Annotated in this window: 7 protein-coding genes; all 7 read right to left on the reverse strand. The window is 59.6% G+C overall.

From position 1 onward, the window contains the following. Positions 1–249: 249 nt before the first annotated feature. Entirely contained in the window at positions 250–579 is a 330-nt protein-coding gene (locus KL786_RS14210; RefSeq protein WP_215518008.1) for a hypothetical protein, read from the reverse strand. Then, positions 579–14,006, reverse strand: a complete 13,428-nt coding sequence (locus tag KL786_RS14215) for a two-partner secretion domain-containing protein (RefSeq protein WP_215518009.1) — start codon at positions 14,004–14,006, stop codon at positions 579–581. The genes KL786_RS14210 and KL786_RS14215 overlap by 1 nt, the downstream gene beginning before the upstream one ends. A gap of 30 nt (positions 14,007–14,036) precedes the next feature. Further along, entirely contained in the window at positions 14,037–15,758 is a 1,722-nt protein-coding gene (locus KL786_RS14220; protein ID WP_215518010.1) for a ShlB/FhaC/HecB family hemolysin secretion/activation protein, read from the reverse strand. 319 nt (positions 15,759–16,077) lie between these two features. Next, entirely contained in the window at positions 16,078–16,545 is a 468-nt protein-coding gene (gene pgaD / locus KL786_RS14225) for a poly-beta-1,6-N-acetyl-D-glucosamine biosynthesis protein PgaD (protein ID WP_215518011.1), read from the reverse strand. Then, complete coding sequence (gene pgaC, locus KL786_RS14230) at positions 16,542–17,888, reverse strand: poly-beta-1,6-N-acetyl-D-glucosamine synthase (RefSeq protein WP_065943951.1); 1,347 nt, start codon at positions 17,886–17,888, stop codon at positions 16,542–16,544. The genes pgaD and pgaC overlap by 4 nt, the downstream gene beginning before the upstream one ends. 3 nt (positions 17,889–17,891) lie before the next feature. Beyond that, positions 17,892–19,892: a poly-beta-1,6-N-acetyl-D-glucosamine N-deacetylase PgaB gene (pgaB, locus tag KL786_RS14235; protein ID WP_215518012.1), complete on the reverse strand. Its 2,001-nt coding sequence runs from the start codon at positions 19,890–19,892 to the stop codon at positions 17,892–17,894. A gap of 12 nt (positions 19,893–19,904) precedes the next feature. Next, positions 19,905–22,355: a poly-beta-1,6 N-acetyl-D-glucosamine export porin PgaA gene (gene pgaA / locus KL786_RS14240; RefSeq protein WP_215518013.1), complete on the reverse strand. Its 2,451-nt coding sequence runs from the start codon at positions 22,353–22,355 to the stop codon at positions 19,905–19,907. Positions 22,356–22,422: the final 67 nt, after the last annotated feature.

Raw genomic sequence — 22,422 nt, forward strand, 5'->3', positions numbered from 1 at the left:
GGTCGGATTTTAGTCGAATGGCTTAGTTAAAATAAACCTCCGAATACACAAAAACAAAACCAAATTATTAAAGAGCAAAGCTACGCAAGCCGCAAGACAATCATCTCCCTTAAAAACAACCCCAGAAAAATCGTAATCAGACTCCGCCACCCTCGAAGCAAAAATAAATCCGTCCCCTTTTCTCTTTTCTACTTCAAAAACACCCCACATTCAGCCTCAGCCCCTACATCTAAACCTGCCACTTAGTTCTCAAGGATAAATAAAGTCTATACTAATTTTAACTTTAACTAAGTCCAAGGTCACCTCACAGCCACTCCACGCTGGCAGCCCTCCTGTAAGTTTATTCTCAACATACCAACTACGCAGTTCTGTTAAAAGGTCTAAAATATCTGTATTGGCTCGCCCGCCTGCCGTGAACCAGGCAACGTTACCTTGTTCATCAACGTAGTCATACTCATACTCACAGCTATCTAGCTCTTGGGATAGCTGTGCGCGCATTATAATTTTACAGGCTCCGTCGGGAGCAATCTCAAATAAAATTCCCCCAATGTCATTGTAGATATCATCATCATTACGCATCAATTTCCACCTGGTGAGTTTTTAAATACAATCTCTTTTGGACGAGCACCGCCTATTGAATACTCGACATTAAAGCTATCTGGCCGAACACTTTTGCCAGAATACACAGGCTCAATCTTCACGCTAACCTGTTTGCCCTCCTTAAGTGCGGACGCCCATGTATTCTCCATAGTTTTCCAAGTACCTTTATTCAAGTTCCCATTCATGGGAAGGAGGTTCAATCTCTCCCCAGGTCCGTTGAATATACTAGCAATCAAGTGCCCACCCTCGTCCCCAGTGACGCCACACTTTCCTGCCACACATTGCTGATATGTATTCCGATCATTTTTAGTCAATGAAAGATTTGACTCGACTTTCTCAACGCGGCCCAAGCCATCTGTTTGGAAGGTTTTATTTCCATCGACTTTATATACGGTATTCGGCACAGGCTTATTCAACTCTTTATTCCACGCACCTTTACCACCAGAACTAATTTCAACTTCCCGTAAAGCTTGCCCTGCGCCTTTTGCACCCTGAATCTCATTACTGGCCCGATTAAGCAGTTTCGACGCTGTATCGATATCTCCAGCTTTCAGGGCCTTTTCTGCACCTTTTATGAGTTTTCCGGCAACATCACCGGCGCCAGGTATTATACCAATCGTTGCTGCTAGGTAATCCAGAGCGCTATGAGCTTCGGCAAAACTCTTGATATCCCCGACCACCGGCACGAAATCCGCACCTGTAGTGAGGATATCTTTCAGTTCTTCCTGGCGCTGGGTATACATTTTCACCGAGCACGCTTCCGCGCTCATTCCGGCACAGTTTTGCTGCTTGTAGCGTTCGTTTTGTGCTTCGACGCGCTCGTCAGCGACCTGCTGGGGCGTCTTACCCTGCGATGCCGCGTCCACCAAATCACTAAGCGCATTATTCTCAACCGCATTCTTCCCAACCTGCGCCGCCGCCACCGCACTCAGCGCATCCTTGCCCACCGCAGAACCCGCAACCCCTGCCACTAACGTCGACAACGCCGAGATCGTCTGTTTCTGCTCCGCTGTCAGCTGGTCATTACTCACATCTCCATACAGCTGATTACGGATCAACTTCGCCGTAGCCTCAGCCGCCACCGCACCACTCGCCCCAACCAGTGCCGAGTTACCACTGGCCCTGGCCAACACCGCCCCTAACACCGCGTGTGCCATGAGGTTGGCGGCGTCATCGTCCGGCGTCATGTCCTTGACCAACTGCGCCAGGTGGGGCGCACTAGCGCCCGCGATGGCCGCGCCTACGTTGCCGCCGGCAATCCCCTGCACGATGGCGGTTACGGTTTGCGTCGTGCGCTGGAAACTGCTCCCCATACCGTAATCACGCTCGGCCTGCTGCCTCACTTGCAAGGTGGTGGGCTCGGTGATCCCACTTTCCCGCAACTTCTGCCGGGCCGCTTTGCCGATGTCGCTGTTGGGGTCTTCAGACTCGTCAACTTTTGCCTTGGCGATGGTGCTGCCAATGGTGCGCGCCAGGTCCGCAGAGCTGTTGATCAGGTCCACGCGTTCGCGCATGGCCTTTTCATCCGGCTTGTCGAGGTGCTTGTTGGCGTTTTGCGTGTCGCGGTTGAGGCCGACCAGGTCGCTGGCGCCCTCGGGGTTGCGCACCACAATCGTGCCTTCGCTGACGGCTGCCCGGGTTTTGCTGCTGTCGGATTCACTCAGCACGGCGCCCATCGGCGGGGCCATCAAAAGCCCGCTACTGCTGCTGCCAGAGATGCCCGCGCTCGCCGAGGTACTTTTGATCTTGCTGGTGTTCTTGATATCGCTGGTCAGCAGGCGGTCGGTGTCGAGGTGGTTCTTGTCGGCACTGGCCTCACTGGCAATCACAGCACCTTGCAACGTGGTGGTTTTGCCAACGTTGATGTCATAACCACCCTGGCCCGCGTACAACCCGGTCTGGTCGGTAACCGCCTTGTAGTCGCTGTTCATGTTCCCGGCTGCCACGCTGCCGGACGCCGCGACTGTCGTGCCATAGCAGAACGGCGGCACGCAGATACTCGCCCCCGCGCCGGCGCTGCTTTGCTTGCTCTTCTGCGTGTCGATGTCCTGGCGCGAAGCGATGTTGAGGTCGCGGCCGACATCCGCCTTGATGCTGTCCGCACGTACCTGGGCGCCAGCCAGCGTGGTGTCCTGGCCGCTGTTCAGCACCAGCGCGCCGGTCTCCAGCGTGGTGTTGACCTGGGTCACGGAGCTGCCAGAGCCCATGTTTTTGGCGATTTGTGCGCCAAGATCCAGGGTGAAGCCGTTTTGCTCGCCAATGTTGAAGCTGGCGCCGATGCTGGTTTTGTCGTTTTTACTGTCGTTTTTCCGCTCGCTGATGTTCTGAGCGCTTTGCAGGGTGATGTCGTTTTTAGCCTCCAACGTGGTATTGGCCGCCTTCAGCTCACTGCCAATGACATGGATATCCCCTTGCGTTTCAGCAGCCTTGCCGGTGGCCACAATCGACAGTGCCTGGCCTGCATTGAGCGTGCTCTGCCGTGCCGTTTCACTGTGGTACTCGCTGCTGCTTTTGCTGCGGGTATTGCTCAGTTCGGTGCCGATCTTGATCAGCGAACCGTTGCTGGCCGTGCCGCCTTGCTTGTCCTTGAAACCCGAGCTCTGACCATTGGCATCGATGGCCTGGCCACCCAGGTTGTAGGCGTTCAAGGCCACCTGGGCCAGCTTCACGGCTTTGAGACGCGGATCATCGGCATCCTTGGCGGCTTCGATTCCGTCACGAATGCTTCTGGCAGTATCTACAACCGTTCCACCGATAACTCGTCCCACAGCCAGGCTCCTGGAGCTTTCCTGGGTGGTTTGGCTGGCCGTCTGCGTGCCTGCGGCAATGGTCACATCAGAGCCACCCAGTGCCATATCTTTAGTGCTGACCAAATCACTGGCCACCACACTCAACGTACGCCCGCCCGTCAGCGAGACGTTGCCGGCGCTGGAGCCGACAGTGCTGCCGGTCAGGGTTGTTTCCTGTGCCGTCCCGTTGCGCTTCTGACTGCTGATCGACAGGTGTTGATTGCCCGTGATGTCGTCCAGGCCCAACTTGTTACCCGTCAACACCCCGGTCAGGTCGCGGCTTTTCTCTTTGTGCATGTCCGTGCGCGAGAAGGTGTTCTGTGCTGCGTCGATGGTCAGGTCACGCCCGGCCTGTACCGTCAGGTCAGCGGTACTGACCAGCGCCGAGCCGGTGACTGTTACGTCTTGCCCGCCCGCCACACTGACCGTTTCACCGGAGACCATGCTGCCCACTGCAGTGGTACGCGTCTCGGCGACCTTGTCCTGGACCTTGCTCGACTTGAAGCCGCCCCAACTGCTTTTGCTCTGCTTGCGCTCATGGCGGGCGCTGTCGGAATCGCTCACCGCGAGGATCTGTACATCCTCACCCGCGACCAACTTCGCCGTGCCTTTCTCGGCATTCACCCCGCTACCGGCCAGTAGCAGGTTTTCCCCGGCAACCAGCGTGCTGTTGCCACCGGAGGTCACCAGGCTGCCAATGTTGGTGGTGCTGTCGGTTTCATCCAGGCGGAATTTTTTACCCGATGAACTCTTCTTGGTCTTGCTGTAGAAGCTGTAGTCCTGGTCCTCAGCGGACTTGAGTTCAAGGTTTTTCCCAGACACGAGATAGGCTTCATCACCCGCAGTGACCCGGCTGGCGATCAGTGCCAAATCCTGCCCGGCGCTCAGCGCCACGTCTCCACCGGCCTTCAGCGTGGTGGATACCTGCTGAACGTGGTCTTCCTGGATCTTGAGCTTCTTGGAGTTATACCCAGAGTGCTGCTCGTTCGCCGCCGACGCCAAGGTCAGGTTATCCGTAGCCGCCATGGCAATGTCGCGCTTGGCGTCGATCTGGCTGGCGATGGCATTGATATCACGACCGGCACCGACCTTCAGGTCGCGCCCAGCCTCTAGCGCGGAGCCAAATTGCTTGATGTCCTGGCTACTGATTTTGCTGTTCAGGTTCACCCGACTCATCTGTTCAGCCGAGGTTATGTTGACGTCACGCCCGCCCTGAATAGTGATGTCGGCACCACTCCTCAGAACACCACCCTGGTTGTTGACGTCGCGCCCCGCCCCAACGCTCAGATTGTTAGCCACTTCAATCCGCGCCGCGCTGTCTGCATAACCTTGCTGAAGTTGGCGGTTGTTACCATGATCTTCCCGGTAGGTGGTAATCGTGCGTTCGTTGATCACATCACCGTTGATCGCCTTCAGGCTCACATCACGGCCTGCAATAATGCCGCCAGATTTGTTGACGATGTTGTTGCCCGCCAGCAGATCCAGACGATTACCGGCCTCGATCAGCCCACTGTTGGTCAGATCGTTATCGGCTTGGGCAGATAGGTTGTTGCTCGCACGCAGGGTGCCGGCGTTATCAAGGTTTTTCCCGGCAATCAAGCTGAGGTCATTACCGGCAATCAACGCACCGTTAGGTGCCAGACGGTTATTGGAGTGCGCCAGGTACAGCACCGGGACCAACACTTCCTCACCGTTCACTAGGTTTTTTTCAAGCCAGACAATGTCATGGGTCAGGGCTGCAACCTGCTCTGACATCAGGCTTACGCCCACGGCCAAATCCAACGTCTGTTTGCTCTTGAGGGCGTTATCCATCAAGTACTTGAACAACTGCTCGTCGGTGTTAACACCGGCCAGGAAACGTTGCCCGGTACGGGCCACTACGGCCTGCTGGATCAGTCGCTGCTCATAGAAGCCATCGCCCAAACGCTTCCAACTGTCATCAGGGTTGTAGCCCAATTTGGACAGCAAGTAGTCCGAGCTCATGAACTGCTTGAGGTTGGTAAGGGCCGGATTGGTTTCGATCAGGTACTTGTGCGGCTGCGACGACACTAGGTTGGTGGGCAGGCCCTGAACACGGTTGATGGTTTGTGTATCAGCAGCAGTTGCCAGAATCCCTACGGGCGCCGCTTGCAGAGGATCGGCCGCAACCGTGCGACCTGGAAGTTCAGCGTCGCTAAGCGGTGCAGCCGGCGCGACAACGTTGAGTGAATCGATACCTGCGACAACATCGATCTTTTGACGAATGGCCTGAACCTGCTCCAGGGTGCTGGCCGATGCCTGACTGGCGTCACTCAACTGAATTTCGCGCCCAGGACTGATAGGTAATGCTTGCTGACGCTGTTCGGTATTGATGACAGCACTGCCCATGCTCCAGCTTTGTGGGGCAAGGGTGGCCGGCGCGCTACTCTCTTGCTGACTCAGGCGGAACAGCCCGTTCTGGCCCGAGGGCAAATCGAAACCGGGAAGCGTTATTGGGTTGATTTGTTGCTGGGCAAGATCTGGAGGAAGTTGTGCATTAACAACTACCACAGCGGTCTTGTGATCGCCCACAGCGGTGTCGAGCGCGCGACCGTTGACTGCCAGAGCAGTCTTGAGCACGTTGATGTTACTGATGTCGTTACTGGCACTGAGTTTGGCGTTGCCAGCAGCCTGGATAATGGCGGGGGCGGCGATGACCCCGTTGGTTTTTATTTCAATGGGATTATTGATACCGGCAAAGATCACCGGATTGAATTTCGCCAGGAGTGCTGCAAGGGCGGCCTCATCCACCGGTGAGCTGGGCGGGTGATCACGATTGTAGATCGCGACCGCTTGAACCAGAGCATTGTGCTGGCCCTTGGGAATCTTCGGCGCAGCCGTGTACACACCATTGCCCGTTCCAGAACCCCCTATCGCCGCCTGATTAACAATGTTTACGCCCTGAATAGAGAGATCATTGGTAGCGGATACCACACTGTATTTATTGGAAAAGTTTTGGCTGGTGATACTCAGGTTACGCCCGGTACTAAGGGTCGCCGACGGAGAGTCTTCCTCGATCACACTGTCAATTGTGCGGTTCAGGGTTAACTGGGTTCTCCTGTCGCTCCAGCCTCCTCCGCAATGTTGTATGCAAGTGATGCTGAGACTGGCGGATGTCAGCTTCTGATTGAGCTGGAACTTCTCACGCTCGTTCACCACTTCATTCGCTGCAAGGGTCATATCACCCGTGCTTTGAATATTACCCGATGTGTTACGAAAACTTTGTGCCGAGGTACCTGCGGAAAAACCTGCCACTGTCAGGCCACCCAGGCTGACGACTTCACCGTAATTATTTGTGAAGTCATTGACGTTGAACGTCGAGCTTTCACCACTGAAGGCGAAACCACGAATATTGAGATCTGCCGCGTCGCGATCATTGATCAGGCTTTGGGCAGTGATAGTGAGGTCTTCAGCCGCACCCAAGGTGCCAATATTCTGAACGGTACCGGCTTTGATATTCAGGTCAGAGACAGAAGTGATCCGGCCACGGTTAATCAGTTGTCCCACATCAATCGATGTAGTCCCGCCCCCCGCCAGGCTCCCAGGAATGGCCAGGCTTACCTGCGTGGCACTCAACCCAAAGGTGCCCTGGCTGCTGGCCCGGCCACTGCCGCTATAGGTCCCGCCCAACGTCAACTGGAGGCTGCCGTCACTGGCAATCAGCCCGTCGTTGCTCCAGTTGCCGCCGTTACCTACCAAGCTATTGGAAGCCAGCAACTGGCCCCCTGCCGTTTGGTTGAGGGTGTTGACGTTGACCATCAACCGTCCCGCCTGGATCACGCTGCTGTTGGTCCAGTTGTCAGCCGTCAGGGTCAGGCCGCCACGGGTGACAACGTTGCCGCCCGTATTGGTCAGGTTGGCGGTACTGATATCAAACGTACCGGCCCCTACGTGCAAGACACTGCCGCCCACGTTCTGGAAGCTGCCAGCGTTCAACGTCAGGTCGCTGTTGGCGGTTTCCAGGCTGCCATCACGGTTATCAAACACCCCGCCAATCTGAAACCCGGTCTTGCCACTCGTCCCCAGCGCCCGCAACTGGCCCTTCTGGTTATCCACACTGCCCGCGCTGACGCTCAGGGTGGTGTCACTTTCAATAATGCCTTTCTGGTTGTTCAGCGCCCCGCCATTGAGCTTGAGGTCAACCTGCCCGCCTGCCACCTGGCCGCGTACATCACCGCTGTTATCAAAACTGCTGCCGATGACCTTGACCATCCCTTTGGCGTACAGCCCGCCATCGCGGTTGTCGAAGGCACCGGTGGTGACGTCGGTGTCGCCGGTTTGCGCGGCAATGCGCCCACCGTTGTTATTGAGGCTGGTGCTACTCAGGTTCAGGCTTTGTGCCTGGATGGTGCCAGCCTGGCGGTTGTTGTTCAGGTCAAAGTCGTTGCGCAACCAGCCGCCAAGCGCCTTGGCTTGCAGGGCACCTTTGAGGCTGGCCAGGGTACCGCCACGGTTGTCGATGGTCGCGGCGCTGATGTCCACATCGCCGGTCTGGGCGATGACTTTACCGCTCTGGTTGTCGAGGGCGCCGCTGATGTCGAGGTTCAGGGCGGTCTGGCTTTGGATCGAGCCTTTGGCGTTGTCAAGGCTGGCGGCCTTGAGTTTCAGGTCGGCGTTCTGGCTGTAGATCAGGCCATCATTGTTGTTTTGCACGACGCCCGTGGTGGTGACGGTCACTGTACCGTTGGCGGCGACGGTGCCACGGTTGCGGTTGTCCAGGCTGCCCGCGAACAGGGTCAGCAGGCTTTGACTCACCAGTTGACCGCCCTGGTTGTTGATCTGACTGGCGCGTTTGAGCAGCAGCGCACCAGCACTGGCGAGTTTGCCGTTGGTGTTGGTCAGGTCGCCAAGCAGGTCGAGGGTCACAGCGCCGTTGCCGATCAGGGCGCCGGCGCTGTTGTCGAGGGTGGTGCCGGTCAGGCCCAGGGCCTGTTGCGCATTGACCGTGCCGCCTGCGTTGTTGAGCGTTTGCACTTGCAGGTCAAGGGCGGCGCCGCTGTCGATCAGCCCACCTTGGGCATTGTTGAGCAGACCGGTGACGGTGACGGTTTGCCCGCCAGCACTGGAAAGGATGCCTTTGTCGCTGTTGTCGAGGCTGGCTGCGGTGACGTTCAGAACTTTTTGGCTGACCAGCGCACCGGCACCGCTGTTGAGCAGGCTGTTGCTCAGGGTGGCATCGACGTTGCCATAACGGCTGGAAACGGTGCCTTGGTTGCGGTTGTCCAGGTCGACACCACTGACACTGACACCCTGCCAGCCGGACATCAGGCCGCCCTGGTTGACCAGCTTATTGCCGCTCAGGGTCAGCAGGTTGTTGCTGATCAGTTTGCCGGCGCTGTTATCCAACGTGCGACCACTGAGGTTGAGGTTCTGCGCGGTGGAGATTTCGCCGCCCTGGTTGCTCAGGTCCCGCAGGTGCTTGATGGTCAGTAGGCCGTCGGTGGTGATCAGGCCGGACGTGTTGTTCAAGTCGCCGGTGGCACTGCCAAGGTCGATGGCAATGGACTTGCCCAGTACAGAGCCGCCCTGATTGTTCAGGCCGGTGCTGTTGAGGGTCAGAACGTTAGCCGCGTTGATCAGTCCCTGGTTCTGGTTGCTGAACTGGCCGTCGACATTCAACAACGTGTCGCCACGACTGGTCAGGGTGCCGCCACCGTTGTCCAGGCTGGCGGCGCGGCCGTCGATGGACTGGGCGGCGATCAGGCCTTTGACGTTGTTCAGCACCTGGTTGATGCGCAAGGTCAGCGCCTGGTTGCTGAGCAGTTTGCCGCTGGCGTTATCCAGGCTGTTTGCAGCCAGGGTGAACACCTGGGCACTGGAGATTTCACCGCCCTGGTTGTTCACGCCCTTGAGGTTTTTCAGCATCAACAGCGGGCCGTTGATCAGACCGCCCTGGTTGTTCAATTGACCGTGGTTCAGGTCCAGCGCAACAGAGGTATTGCTGAACAGTTTTCCGCCCTGTTGGTCCAGGCCGCTTACCTTGGCGGTCAGGGCCTTGTTACTGGTCAGGCGGCCGCCATCCTGGTTGGTCAATTGCCCTGCACTGATGTCGAGGGTGTCACTGGTGCTGACGTTGCCGGCGTGGCTATTGTCGAACGCGCCGGTGGTGATGTTCAGGGCTGAAGTGCTGCTGAGGGTGCCTTTCTGGCTGTTATCGAGGCTGGCACTGTTCAGCGTCAAGCCTGCATCGGTGACCAGTTCCCCGCCTTGGTTATCCAGGGCGCCTGTGGTGGTGACGTTCAACGCGCCAGCACTGGACACGCGACCTTGACGGTTGTTCAAGCTGGCGGCGTCAACAGTCAGGAGGCCTTCACTGCTCACCTGACCTTGTTTGTTGTTCAGCTCGCCACTGAGTTCAAGGCCAAGGTCTTTCTGGCTGACAAGGCTGCCGCCGCTGTTGTCCAGACTGGCGCCTGTCAGGCTCACACCGCTCTGGCCGCTGAGTTGGCCCTTGTTACGGTTGAGCACGTTGTCCACATTCAGTTTCAGGTCAGTTGCCGCGAGCACCAGGCCGCCATCACTGTTATCCAGCCGCTGACCGGTGAGCTGTACGGCAGCTTTGCTGGATATCTCACCACCGCGGTTATCCACAGCGCCCACGTTGATGTCGGCACGTTGGTTGGCGCCCACAAACCCATTTTTTTGATTGTCCAGCGTCTGGCCTGTAAGGGCGAGCGCACCTTGAGCGATCAGGGCGCCGTTTTGGTTGGTGATTGCCGCGATGTTCGACGTGAGATCAGCTTTGCTGGAAATCTTCCCATCGCGGTTATCCAGACTGGCAGCTGCAAGTTGCACGTTGCCATCACCAATCGCCGAGCCGCTTTGGTTCTTGAAAGCGCCACCGACCGCAACCCCCAACTCCCCACGGCTGCTGAGCATGCCGCTGCTGTTGTCCAGGCTGGCGCCATGGACCTTTAGCGCAGCAGCAGAAATCAAGCCTTTGATGTTACTCAGGGCCTGATCGATGCGCAGCGTCAGAGCCTGAGTGCTGATGAGTTTGCCGTTGCTGTTATCCAGGTTTTTACTGGTCAGGGCGAACGCCTGGGCGCTGGAAATCTCACCGCCCTGGTTGTTGACCCCGTTGAGGTTTTTAAGCATCAGCAACGGCGCGTTGATCAAGCCCAACTGGTTGTTCAGTTGGCCGTTATTGAGGTCCAGGCTCAGTGAAGTCTTGCTGTAGATCTGCCCGCCCTGCTGGTCGAACCCACTGACACTGGCGGTCAGCGCGTTATCGCTGGCGATGCGGCTGCCCGCACCATTGCTTACTTGTGCGGCCTTCAGATCAAGGGTGTCATTGCTGATCAGTTTGCCGGCCTGGCTATTGTCAAAGGCCCCGGTGGTAATACCCGCAGCGGCCTTGGCGCTGATTGTGCCGGTACGGTTGTCCAGGCTCGCGCTGTTAAGAGTCAAGCCCTGGCCGCTGGTCACTGCGCCCTTTTGGTTAGTCAATGTACCTGTGGTGCTCAACGCCATGGCCCCGGCACTCGATACCTGGCCCGACGTATTGTTCAGCCCGGCGCTCGTGACGGTGATAGTGCCTTCGCTGGTGAGCAGACCGCCGGTGTTATTCAGATCACCGCTCAACGTCAGGCTCTGGCTTTGCTGACCAGAAACCGTGCCGCCGCTGTTGTCCAGGCTCTGGCCTTGCAGGGTCACCTTGCCTTTACCGAACAACAAACCTGCACTCTGGTTGATGACTTGCGCCACCTTGAGTCCCAGGTCGGTACCGGCCAACAGCTTGCCGCTGCTGTTGTTCAAATGGCTGCCCGCAAGGCTCACGTCCATGGCGCTGGAGATTGCCCCGGCCTGGTTGTTGATGTCATCGACGGTCAGGGTTAGCGCTTTTGTCGCGCCAATCAGGCCACCGCTGCTGTTGTTGAGCGTGCTGCCAGTCAGGCGCAAATTGCCTTGTGCAACCAGCTCACCTTTTTGCTGATTGAAATGGGTGACGTTGGCCGTTAGATCGCCTTGGCTGGAGATACGCCCACTGGCGTTTTCCACGGTCGTCGCGTCGATGCGTACCGGCCCTACACCACTGAGCAAACCGTCTTGGTTACGCAGGGTCGTGCCCAAGTAATGGATCGCCGCCTGCCCACTGATCAGGCCCTTTGCCTGGTTGTCCAACTGACCGACATTGAGTTGCATGTCCTTGTCGGCACTGACCTTGCCCCCACGGTTATCCAGGCTGGCCGTGTTCAGGGTCAACAGGTCTTTGCCACTCAAACTACCGCCACGGTTATCGAGGCTGCCCGCCTGCACATCCATCGCGCTTTTGGCAGAAAGCAGGCCGTTATTCTGGTTATCCAGCAGCCCTGCGATACGCGTGGTGAGGCTACCGTCACTGAGCACTTTGCCGGTGTCGCGGTTATCCAGGCTGGCGGCTTTGATCGATGCCGTTTGGCCGCTACCAAGCACACCCTGGCGGTTGTTCAACGCGCCACGTACATCGACGTTCAACGCGGTATTGCCCGTGACCTTGCCGCCGCTGTTATCCAGGCTTGCAGCCTGCACTTGCGTGGCGCTGGCGCTGGAAACTTCGCCGAGGTCGTTGGCCAGGGCCCCGTCCAGGTTCAGCGACAGGCTGGCATCACTGGTGAGCGTACCCGTGCTGTTGTTCACACTGAACGCACGGACATCAAGCCCGTTGGCCGAGACCAGGCCTTTGACGTTGGTCAACGCCTGGTCCAGGCGCAGGGTCAGGCCCTGATCGCTGAGCAACTTGCCGCCAGTGTTGTCCAGGCTATTGGCGGCGAAAGTGAACGCCTCGGCGCTAGAGATTTCACCGCTCTGGTTGCCGACGTCGACGAGGTTGTTCAAGGCCAGCGTCGATCCACGGATCAAGCCGCCCTGGTTGTTCAACTGCCCCTTGTTCACGTCCAGGGTCAGGCCCTTGACGCTGGTCAGTTGACCGGTGTGGTTGTTCAGGTTGGCAACGTTGGCAGTCAACGCCTGGTTGCTGGTGATAAGCCCTGTGGCACTGTTATCAACAGCACCTGCGGTGAGGGTCAAGGTATCCAGGCTGGTTAGTTTCCCGCCTTGGTTATTGATGGCTCCGCTGGCAGTGATACGCAGTCCCTGGTTGGCAGTAACCAGGCCTGCGACGTTGTCCAGCGAGGTTATGTTCAACGTGGCCGCGCCCAGGCTTGAAACTTCGCCGCTGCGATTGCTCAACTGGCCGACTGTCGCGGTCAAAGGCCCGTTGCTGGTGACCAGCCCACCTTGGTCGTTGAGCAATTGACTGGCATTCAGGCTCAGGTTGCCCGTGCTCAGTACCCGGCCTTTATTCTGGTTGTCCAGGATCCCCGCGCTAATGGTGGCGTGCTGTTTAGCGCTCATGGTTGCACCCTGGTTGTTCAGGGCTTGTGCCGCGCTGACGCTCAGGTTGCGGCTGGCGACCAGACTACTGCCGTTGTTATTGATCGCTTGCGCGCTGAGGCTGAGGTCGCCGGAGGTGTTGCGACTCAGGTCCAGGTTGACCCCAGCCTCGACAATCCCGCTGTTAGTCAGCTGCCCGCCGCTGGTCAACGTAATGCGGTCCCGGGCACTCAGGTTGTTCTGGTTGTGCAGATCGCCAGCGCTTTGCACATCCAGGGTGGTGGCAGCATGAACCGCCCCTTGGGTCTGCACGCTGGCGGCCTTGATGTTGATCGCGCCGCTTTCGGTTTTGGCCTGCGCCATAGTCAACCGCCCACTGGCATCCAACTGGATATCACCACCACTGGCCGCCAGGGTGCCATCCAGCTTCACCCCCACCCCAGCCTCAGTCCCCACCAACCGAATCGCCCCCGCATACATCCCACCCAGCGCCGAGGAGTCGATCGCCAGTGTTGGCTTGGCACTGCCATCATCGGCACGCGCCGTGGCGTCCAAGGTCTGCGCATTCACGTCATTGCGCCCGGCGATCACGGTCAGGTTGCGTGCATTGATCTGCGCGTTGATCTTGGCCGAGCGGGTGATGATTTCGAAGCGGTCGACGTTGTCGGCATTCAAGCCCTGGCCGTCGATGCTCACCGCGCCGCCATCGACCTGGTAGCGGTCCAGGCGGCCGTTGTCGAGGATGGGTTTGCCGGTGGTCAGGGTGACGTTGGGGGTGTTGATAAAGCCGCAACCGTTACAGGTGATGCCGTAGGGGTTGGCGACGATGACTTTGGCCGATTGGCCCGCGACTTCGGTGTAGCCGCGCAACTGGCTGGGGCTGCCCCCGTTGACTTCGTTGAGGATGATGTTGGCGGCGCCGCCCTTGAGGTTGGGGTTGCCGAGGATGATCCCGCCCAGTTGCGTTTCTTGCGTACGGCCCGTGGCGTTGTTGAGGATCAGGCCGTTGGCGCCGACGTTGTAGTCCTTGAACTGGTTGTGGGACAGGCCGCTGCCATTGGGGGTGGCGATGTTCACCACCGGCACGCCATTGCCTGCCGCGCCCAGCGTGGTGCCGGGGCCGCTGACCACGATGCCTTCGGCCTGGACCAGCAGCGGCTGCCAGAACAGCGCGTTGGCCAGGATCAGCGCCAGGCCACTTTTGGGCACGCCACAGAAGGTGTCACGACGCTTCAAGGCCGAAGAGGGCTGGCGGGCGAGGAAGGCAAACTGTCGGACATCCATGTCAAATTCTCGATGCGGCTAGGCGTTGAATTACAGGTAGAAATCCATCCGGAAATAGACCGGCGCTTCGCGCTCGTTCATGGCGGCCGGACGTTCCAAAGAGTGGGCAAAGGTCACGCTGGTACTGACATGCTTGCCGCGGGCGAACAGCTCCACGGAGTTGCTGGAGACACGGCCATGTACTTCGCGGTTGTAGCGGTCGTTGCGGATCACGCCCTGGTCGTAACCCAGGCTCACGCCGTATTCGCCGAAGGCCGGGCGCAGCCAGTCCACCAGCACCGGGCGCGACCAGCGCAGGTCGTTGCGCCAGTAGCCGCCGCTGTCGCCGGTCAGTTGCTGATCCTTGAACCCGCGCACTGAAGACGAACCGCCAAGGCTCATGCGCTGCGGGCTGAACAGCATGTCTTCACTGCGTTGGCCGGTGGCAAGGCTAGTGAAGCTGAACGACTCGCCCCACAACGTGAACGGTTGCAGGTAGCTGGCGGTGGCGGTGTATTTGCGGTAGCGCGAATTGGGCTGGCGACTGCCGAATTCGCCACGTTCATCCTGGGCCTGGGCATCGAGCAAGCCGATACCGCTTTGCATGCCCAGGTCGACGTTGACAAAGGCGTTGCCGACCCGCCGCCCGTGGTTGATGCCCCATTGCAGTTCGCTGAGGCGATGACTGCTGACAGCCAGGCGACTGCCTTCGATGTAGTTGTTGGTACGCAGATGAGCCAAGCCAACACTGAGTGAGGTTTTGCTCAGAGAATCACGATGCACCACCCGCTCGGCCCGCAGTTGGTGGTTCTGGCTGTCGCCGGTTTGCTTGAAGTCAAACCCGTCGCCCTGGATCAGCGAGCGGGTATCGCTCTGGTTGTAGCTGTAGTTGAAGTTCCACCAGCCCCACGGCACGTTGTAATACAGCATGGCGTTTTTCGAGGTTTTCTGATGATCGCTGATGGCGTCGTGGCCACCGCGCAGGATCAGCTGATCCGCTAGCCCCAGAGGGCTGTCCCATTCAAAACCAGTGCCCCATTGCTGTTCACCAGAGCTTTTCTGCCCGTCGTTATTGCGCGACAGGCTGACGCGCCAAGGCTTTTGCGGAGTGTTTTTCACCAGCACCGAACTGCCGCCCACGGCATCGCCGGGCGCCAGTTCCATTTGGGCCTGGTTGGACGGCAAACGGTTGAGCTGGTCGATGGCCTGCTCGATTTCCCGCAGGTTCAGCAGCTCGCCGTTTTTGCCAGGAAAGGCCATGGCCAGTTCGCGATCCGACAGTTGGCTATTGTCCGCGCCTTTCAAGCCTTCGAGCTTGCCTTCCACCACCAACACTTGCAGGTGCCCGGTGGACAGGTCCTGTTGTGGCAGATAGGCACGGCTGGTGACCATGCCCTTGTCGATGTAGTAATCGGTGATCGCCTTGAGCACGGCGTTGAGTTGCGAGACGCCCAGGCATTGGTCGATATAAGGCTTGAGCAAGCGTTCGCGGTCAGCCGCGGACAGGCTGTCGGCGCCCTTGAGTTCGATGTCCTTGATGGGGAAGCAGCGAGTATCCACTGGCACAACAGAAGCCGCCGGCTCAGCCGATTTACCGGGCAGGCTCTTGAGCTCTTCAAGGCGGCGTTGCTGTTCTTCCAGCAAGCGATTTTGCCGCTCGCGGATCAGCTCTTGATCGCCAGCAAACGTGGCGGCCGTTGCACTATTCAGAGCAACGCACGCCAGCAAGCAGACGCCCAGCAGCAGCCGAGTCCTTGGCACTAAAAAAGACATATTCGCTCCATCGAATTGCGAGGGATGGCAAAATAACATCGAAGGAATTGCGAGCCAATATTTTGGCTGAGCTTTAATTGCTAGCTTAAAAACATATAACTTATTAATAAATATCAATAAATTATAAATAGGAAAGAATTTCGTTTGAAATTCAAACCCATTTTCAGACCAGTGGTATCAAAACTGATACAGTTTTTGATGGGCTTTTTTACGAGCAATCAGTCCAGCATCAGCCCTCGATTTGAATTGTCTTGGGATTGCTGAAAAAACTACATAGGAAACTCCCTAAAAGAATTAGGAAATTTCCCACGGCTAAATATTAATTTTCCTGCCCTACTACAAGTTTCAACTCTGGCCGCCGCACCTCACGGGAATCATGCGACGTCACCGCCTGCACCCCGCCCTCCTGATCGTTATGAATCACCAACACCCCCGGCCGGCGCAGTTGCTCAAGCTCACCCGCCGCCAGGCGGAAACTCTCGCTCAAGCCGTGATCACTCAACGCCTTGGTCGCCGCACGCCGTTGGGCAAACTGCTTGCCGCGCCGTTGCTGATAACGCGCCCAACTGATCAGCAGCACCGCATTGAACAGGGCGATCCACAGGTAGATCTGCAAGGTGTTCAGCGCGGCGAAGATCGGTGCATCGATACGTGGGCCGCCGTTGCTATCGAGCATCGGCACCAACCCGCGCACCAGCAGGAGCACCAGGCCGGCCCAGGCCATCAGGGTCAGGAAGATATCGATGGCCTGCATCACAGGCCGCTGTGGGGTGCGGATCAGGTTCATGGGTTCACTTCCTTGGCAGGTGCCTTGATGCCGCGATCCGGGCTGACCCAGCGCGCGCGTTTCTGATGTTGGCGGAACAGGACTTTGGGGAAGCTGACCAGGGTGGTGAACAGGCTCACCAACCAGAACACCAGCGGGTACCAGACGGTCCAGAACAGGGTTTTCCACAGGCCGCGCTCGTAGCGCCGGTCGATCATGATGCTCACGGCAAATTGCACCAGGCACACCACCGCCAGCAGCAAGCCGGTGAAGGCCGGTGGCATCAGCGAGCCGACGGCAATCGCCTCGGGCAACGGCACGACTTTGCCCACGCCCCAGAAGATCACCGACAACAGGAAGGTGAAGGCCCAGCCGGTGGACAGGCAGTATTCGAACAGCAGCGGCCACAGGTAGCGGTGGCGCCATTGCCAGATCCCACGGATGTTCTTGAACAGCACTTCGGCGCCGCCCTGGGCCCAGCGCAGGCGCTGTTTCCACAGGCCGCCGAGGGTTTCCGGCATGAGAATCCAGCACAGCGCACGCGGCTCGTAGAAGATGCTCCAGTGGTCCAGTTGCAGCTTCCAACTGACGTCGATGTCTTCGGTGATCATGTCGGTGCTCCAGTAGTCGACCCGGTCCAGGGCCGCCCGCCGAAACGCCACCACCACACCGGAGACGGTGAAGATCCGCCCAAACACCCGCTGGGTACGCTTGATCAAGCCGATGATCGAAGAGAACTCGCCCACCTGCACCCGACCGATCAAGGTCGAGCGCGTGCGGATCCGTGGGTTGCCGGTGACCGCGCCAAGCCGTGGGTTGTCGAGCATCGGCGCCACCAGGTAAGCCGCCGCGTTGCGGTCGAGCAAGGCGTCGCCGTCGATGCACACCAGGTATTCACTGTGGGCCGCCACGGCGCCCATGCGCAGGGCCACGGCCTTGCCCTGGTTTTGCGCCAGATGCAGCACGCGCAAGCGCGGCTCATTCAACGCCAGGGCGTCGAGTACGGCAGCGGTGTTGTCGCTGGAGCCGTCATTGATCGCGATCACTTCGATGTTGCGGTACTGCTGGGCCAGCGCCGCGCCGATGGTCTCGGCGGCGTTGTCGCCTTCGTTGTAGCAAGGGATCAGGATCGAGATCAGCGGTTCGCCCTTGAGCACCGGCGCCGGGGTGTCATCGGCCCATGGCCAGTGGCGTTCCCAGTGCAGCCAGAAGTACAGGCCGCCGGCGATCCACAGCCCGGACATGAACAACGGGTAGAAAAACACGAATTCCATCAGGAACTGCCCGGTGACCAGGAAAATCAGGCCCAGGGGCACACCCAACACCAATGCCAAAACGAGAAGAGCTAGGATTCTGTCGAACATGAGTCAAGGATTCCATTTGTTGGAAAGGGCCGGACGCACGGTGTTCAGATCCGGCGAATTCTCCAGGAAGTTGTCGGGGTAGTAGCCAAAACTGCTGGCGCCCTGGCGCTTGAGCACGCCCATCCACTCGGCCATTTGCGCGCCGGAAAGATCCGGTGCGGCCGGGGTGCGCCAATCCTTGGCCTGCAACTCGAAGACCGTGCGCTGCATCGCGCCGGGCCGGGCCTTGACCGTGGCCACGAGTTTTTCCAGCCACGCGTTGGAGTTTTTCAGCGACTGACCTTCCATCAATGGCATCGCCATCGGCGCGGTCCAGTCGTAGTGCTGGAGGAAGTCGTCGAGGTTCTGTGCAAACCAGGCTTCGCTGGCCGGGTTGAGCATCGGTTCGGCGAAGATGTTGCGCGCGGTGAGCACTTCCGGCCCGCGCAGGGTGCGGACCTTGGCGGTCAGCTCATGGGTGAAGTCGATCAGGTAGCGGCTCTTGAAACGGGTCCAGCGCTGCATCACTTCAGGGTCGGCGCGCAGTGCCTGGATGCTGCCCGGCAGGCCGTTGGCTGCGTAGGTTTTCAGGGCTTGGGGGCTGGCGTCTTCAAAGTCCGAAAGCACGGCGTCGTCGTGGAACAATACGCCGTGGATAGCGCTGGTACGGGCGAGGTCTTCGTAGATCTCACCGATGATTTTGCGCACCTTGGGATCGAACGGCGACAGCCGCTGGTACTGTTTCGGGTCGACGGCCACCTTGCCGGTGGCCGGGTCCCAACGGCTGACGCGGGGCAGCTTGGGGTCCAGGGCAAAGCTGAGCACCGGCATCCATGCGTAGACTTTGACCAGGCCGCCACGGGTGTGCAACTGCCAGCTGACACGGTTGAACAGGTCGGCACGCATCGGCAGATGGCGGTTGGGGAAGTACAGCGAACGCGCCAGGCCATCGCCCTTGGGATCAGCGAACGCCTGCAGGAACACGGTGTCGACGCCCATATCCAGCACGCGCTGGACCAATGCGTCGAGGTTGCGCACTTCTTGCGCCTTGTCCGGGTCGTAGACCTGGTCCAGGTCCACATGCAGCACGCGCATCGGCGCTTTGACCTGCGCCGAGACCATGCTGTTGGCGAAGTCCTCGCCGTACGGGTCGTTGTCCACCAGAAAGCGCGGGCTGCTCATCAAGTTGCCGAGGTTGTCGAGGCCGTCCTCCAGGGTCAGGGCCATCTGGTAACCCTGCTCGCCCACCACCGCCAAGGAGGTGCCGTCCGCCGCCCCGTATGGCCAGACCCACACGCGCGGGGCCTTGCCGGTAACGGCGCGGATCTTATTGGAAATCGCCGCGACGTCGGCGCGCATCCGCGCCTGGAACTGCGCTTCGGGCTCATAACTGCGGGTGACCGGGTCATAGCGCCGGGTAGCCGCAGCCGGCTCCATGTTGCCCTGGGGGTTGGCCAGCACACCTTTGTGAAGGGCGTCGGTATGCGCGGCGATTTCCACCAGGCCCGATTGCGCCACTTCGCGCACTTGTTGCCAGGTCAAAAACTCCCCGCGCTCACGCGGCACGCCGGCAAAATCCACCGGTTGGTTCAACGGCGTGTCGACCCAACTGCCCACCGGCGCCAGCACGGCCGGCCACTGGTAGGCACGCAGGATTGGCATCACGCGGGTGTAGAAGCTCGAATAGCCATCGTCGAAACTAAGCATGACGGCTTTGGGCGGCAGCGGTGGCCCGCCGGCGCGGGCGGTGAGGACCTGGTCGACGCTGACCGCCTGGTAACCGTTCTCGCGCAGCCAGGACAACTGTTCGATCAGGCGTTCGGTACGCACCGCCACCACTCTCTGGTCGGGATCACGGTCGTTGACATCGTGGTAGGCAATGCCCAGGAAATGGTTTTTCGGCCACGGCGCTTCGTTGACCGGTTTGAGTCGTTCAGCAGGTGGCGTAAAAGGCGCGGGGGACTGGGCACAGGCACTGCTCAGCAAAAAACCCAGGGCCAGCAGGCAACGGGAAACAAGGGTCATGATCGGACTCTTCTAGAAACGGTAAGTGAGGTCGACGAGCAGGCGCACATCGCTTTCGCGCTGACCGTCATAAGGTCGGTTGATCCAGCTCAGGTTGGCGCCGGTTTCCAGTACGTCGTTCCAGCGATAACGCTGGCCGTAACTGAGCAAACCAATGGCGCCGGTTGAGTAATCGCGCTGGCTGTAGGTGCCCGCACCGGCCTGGAACTGCTGACTCCACTGGGTTTCGTAGCGGTGATAGAGCACATGGTTGACGCTCACCGTGGGGAGCACGCTGAAGTCTGAACGCGGGTTGAAATACGCGGCTTCTTCCTTGCTGTTGCGGCTGGCGGCGACTTCCAGGCCAAGGTCCACTTGCACGCCCGGCGAGCGGTAGACGCCCTCACGGCCGCTGAGCAGCGCCTCGACACGGTCGTTGCCGTCGCTGAAGTGGGACGGGCTCAGCGCCAGTCTCCACTCACGGCTCTCGTTGGCGCGCCAGCGGATAAACCCGCTGCCGCCATTGGCCGTGACGTTGGCATTGAGCGCACGCAACGGTGTGCTGGCGGCCAGGTAGTCAAGACTGCCCCCGTACTGCCAGTGGTCGTTGATGTCACGCGCAATCGCCAGGCGCGCGCCCTGCTTGGTGCCTTTGCCGTAGGAGTGATTGGAGACTTCGGCCTCCAGGGTCATGTCGCGGGTGCGCCGCTCCACACCCAGGCGCTGCCAGCGGTGGTGGCCAGTGCCTTCTTCAAAATCGGCGGTGGCGTAGCCGATACCGCCGAATATCCGCCAGTCTTCATCGATGGGCGGGCTGTAGAGCAGGGTTTCAATCCCCCAGTCGCGGCTACCCGACACCGCCCCGCCGCCATGACTTTTACCGGTCTCGGCTTCGATGCGCAGCTCGGCCATCTCATGCACCTTGCGCAGTCGCTGGAGGCGTTGGACCTGGCGATTGTCCGGGGCGCGTTCGACCACGTCATCGGCGAGCGCATCAAGCTGGCGCCACTCCTGCAGCTCCAGCGCGTTGTAGCCTTGGGAGACTTCCAGGTCGATATGGCGAGGGTTCTGGTTTTCCGCGTCCTTGAGGGCAATCTCGGCACGCCGTGGCCAGGCGCGGGCGCGGAACATGTCCGCCTGGGCCACACGCATGCCGACATTGCCGGGCGAGGTGCGCACCAGGTTCTCCAGGCTTTTTTCACTGGTGGGCAGATCGGCGCCGTAGGTCGCGGCCTGGGCCGCCAGTTGCTGGGCGGCCAGCCACGCGTCGTTGGGATTGCCGAGGGGCAGCCCCTTGAGTTCAACCCGAGGCTTTTGCGTGCTCGCCAGGTCGTTTGCGACGGCGCGGGCCTCGCCGGTCTGATCGTTTTCCAGCAGGGAGTAGTACAAAGCGGTGCTGTCTACCACTTGGTTGCTGGGGTCGGCGTCTGGCGCTGCCACCGCTTGGCGAAACAGCGGCGCAGCCTTTTCCGGCAGGCGTTGATCGAGGTAGGCGGCGGCCACCCAGCGCAGGGCGTAGCCGGGCAGTTGCACGCCTTGAGCTTGCAAGGCTTCGTAGTCGTGGATCACCTCGGCGGTACGTGCACGGGCCTTGAGCGCACCCATCCGGTCGATGCGCCAGCGCACCACATCGTCATGGGCACTGGCGTCCGGGGCCCAGGTGGCGATCAGTCGGTCGTAATCCTTGAGGGCGCGGTCGGCGATCACAAAACGTTCGCTTTCACTGCGCGTAGGGAATTCAGCCAGGCGCACGCGTTCGGCCGCCAGGTCACCTTCCAGGCGGCGCTGGGTCACCGGGTCCAGCAGGCCGGGGTGGCGCGCACTCAGGCGCAGGGCCGGTTCCGGCATACGTGCACGTTGCAGGGCGATCAGGTATTCGCGCACCACGTCAGGCCGGTTGCCTGCGCGGATAAAGGCTTGGTCAAACTCGAACAATGAGTCGAAGGTCTGCCCGGCCCGGGACAACGCGTAGCCCAGCGCCATGCGCCGTTCCACATCCTCGGGCTTGGCCGCTACCAAAGTGCGGGCACGCTGTACGGCTTCGGGGGTCTTGCCGCCGTCAGCCAGGGTCAGGGCCAGGCCCAGTTGCAGGTCCGGATTGTTCGGTTCACGCAGCAATGCCTGGCGATACACAGCCTCGGCAGGCGCCCAGCGCTGTTGATTGCGATAGGTGCGGGCCACGGTGGTCAATGCTTGGGTGGTCAGTTGGCGCTGGCGACCCTGGGTCTCATAGACCTTGAGTACTTCGTCATCCTGGCGCGCCCAACTGGCGATCAGCAGGTGGTCGCTGACCTGGCCGGAGGTCTGGCGTTCGGCAGGCAATTGGCGCAGCAGGTTGAGTGCCGGGGTGTAGTTGCCGGTGCGGGCCTGGCGAATCAGGGAATCATAGGCAGGATCGGCCACGGCCAGGGTCGGCAGCAGCAAGGCAGCGCCGATCAGTAGACGCAATCGGCCAGGGCCGGTGGGTGAGAGGTTACGCAGCATGTCGTCAGCTTCCTTACTTGGAAAGCTGTAGCGATAGGTTCGCCTGTACAACACGCATCAGGCCGCC

Source organism: Pseudomonas sp. TAE6080, assembly GCF_018732265.1.
GTDB classification, from domain to species: domain Bacteria; phylum Pseudomonadota; class Gammaproteobacteria; order Pseudomonadales; family Pseudomonadaceae; genus Aquipseudomonas; species Aquipseudomonas brenneri.

What these genes read in the sequence shown, in the direction of transcription:
- KL786_RS14210 (WP_215518008.1), bottom strand. Translation starts at nt 579, where the DNA reads ATGCGTAATGATGATGATATCTACAATGACATTGGGGGAATTTTATTT.
- KL786_RS14215 (WP_215518009.1), bottom strand. Translation starts at nt 14,006, where the DNA reads ATGGATGTCCGACAGTTTGCCTTCCTCGCCCGCCAGCCCTCTTCGGCC.
- KL786_RS14220 (WP_215518010.1), bottom strand. Translation starts at nt 15,758, where the DNA reads ATGTCTTTTTTAGTGCCAAGGACTCGGCTGCTGCTGGGCGTCTGCTTG.
- pgaD (WP_215518011.1), bottom strand. Translation starts at nt 16,545, where the DNA reads ATGAACCTGATCCGCACCCCACAGCGGCCTGTGATGCAGGCCATCGAT.
- pgaC (WP_065943951.1), bottom strand. Translation starts at nt 17,888, where the DNA reads ATGTTCGACAGAATCCTAGCTCTTCTCGTTTTGGCATTGGTGTTGGGT.
- pgaB (WP_215518012.1), bottom strand. Translation starts at nt 19,892, where the DNA reads ATGACCCTTGTTTCCCGTTGCCTGCTGGCCCTGGGTTTTTTGCTGAGC.
- pgaA (WP_215518013.1), bottom strand. Translation starts at nt 22,355, where the DNA reads ATGCTGCGTAACCTCTCACCCACCGGCCCTGGCCGATTGCGTCTACTG.